The organism is Streptomyces tamarix, from assembly GCF_032423885.1.
Taxonomy (GTDB): Bacteria; Actinomycetota; Actinomycetes; order Streptomycetales; family Streptomycetaceae; genus Streptomyces; species Streptomyces tamarix.
This window is the reverse complement of sequence record NZ_JAWCTQ010000098.1, coordinates 1-1,486: the sequence shown is the minus strand read 5'-3', so window position 1 is coordinate 1,486 and position 1,486 is coordinate 1. Positions and strand designations below refer to the sequence as shown.

Sequence of the window (1,486 nt, the reverse complement as noted above, 5' to 3'; positions counted from 1 at the left end):
GTCCAGCGTGTAGCCGACGGCGAGCTTCGCAGCGATCTTGGCGATCGGGAAACCCGTCGCCTTGGAGGCGAGCGCCGAGGAGCGGGACACGCGCGGGTTCATCTCGATGACGATGACCCGGCCGTCGGCGGGGTTGACCGCGAACTGGATGTTGCAGCCGCCGGTGTCGACGCCGACCTCGCGGATGACGGCGATGCCGATGTCGCGCAGCACCTGGTACTCGCGGTCGGTGAGGGTTATCGCGGGGGCGACGGTGATGGAGTCACCGGTGTGCACGCCCATGGGGTCGAAGTTCTCGATGGAGCAGACGACCACGACGTTGTCGTGCTTGTCGCGCATCAGCTCCAGCTCGTACTCCTTCCAGCCGAGGATGGACTCCTCCAGGAGCACCTCGGTGGTCGGCGAGAGCGTGAGGCCCTGGCCGGCGATGCGGCGCAGCTCCTCCTCGTCGTGCGCGAAGCCGGAGCCGGCGCCGCCCATGGTGAAGGAGGGGCGGACGACGACCGGGTAGCCGCCGAGGTGCTCGACACCGGCGAGCACCTCGTCCATGGTGTGGCAGATGACCGAGCGGGCGGACTCGCCGTGTCCGATCTTCTTGCGGACCTCCTCCACGACCTCCTTGAACTGCTCGCGGTCCTCGCCCTTGTGGATGGCCTCGACGTTGGCGCCGATCAGCTCGACGCCGTACTTCTCGAGGACACCGTTCTCGTGCAGGGAGATCGCGGTGTTCAGGGCCGTCTGGCCGCCCAGGGTGGGCAGGAGCGCGTCGGGTCGCTCCTTGGCGATGATCTTCTCGACGAACTCGGGGGTGATCGGCTCGACGTAGGTGGCGTCGGCGATCTCCGGGTCGGTCATGATCGTCGCCGGGTTGGAGTTGACGAGGATGACGCGCAGGCCCTCGGCCTTGAGGACCCGGCACGCCTGGGTGCCCGAATAGTCGAACTCGGCGGCCTGCCCGATGACGATCGGACCGGAGCCGATGACCAGGACGGACTGAATGTCGGTGCGCTTAGGCACGCTCGGCCTCCATCAGGGAAACGAAGCGGTCGAACAGGTATGCGGCGTCGTGGGGGCCCGCGGCCGCCTCGGGGTGGTACTGGACGCTGAAGGCCGGCTGGTCGAGCAGCTGGAGGCCCTCCACCACGTTGTCGTTCAGGCAGACGTGGGAGACCTCGGCGCGGCCGTAGGGGGTGTCGGACACCTTGTCGAGCGGGGCGTCGACGGCGAAGCCGTGGTTGTGCGCGGTCACCTCCACCTTGCCGGTGGTGCGGTCCTGCACGGGCTGGTTGATGCCGCGGTGGCCGTACTTGAGCTTGTAGGTGCCAAAACCCAGCGCGCGGCCCAGGATCTGGTTGCCGAAGCAGATGCCGAACAGCGGCGTCCTGCGCTCCAGCACCGCACGCATCAGCGCCACCGGGTGGTCGGCGGTGGCGGGGTCACCGGGACCGTTGGAGAAGAACACCCCGTCCGGCTCGACCGCGTACAG

General features: G+C 68.2%; 2 protein-coding genes. Both read right to left on the bottom strand.

Annotation, left to right across the window (positions count from 1 at the left end):
- A partial coding sequence (gene carB / locus RND61_RS32415) for a carbamoyl-phosphate synthase large subunit (RefSeq protein WP_315881753.1) occupies positions 1-1,017 on the bottom strand: 1,017 nt, incomplete at its 3' end.
- The coding region (locus RND61_RS32410; RefSeq protein ID WP_315881752.1) for a glutamine amidotransferase-related protein at positions 1,010-1,486 on the bottom strand (477 nt) is incomplete at its 5' end. The genes RND61_RS32410 and carB, both read right to left, overlap by 8 nt.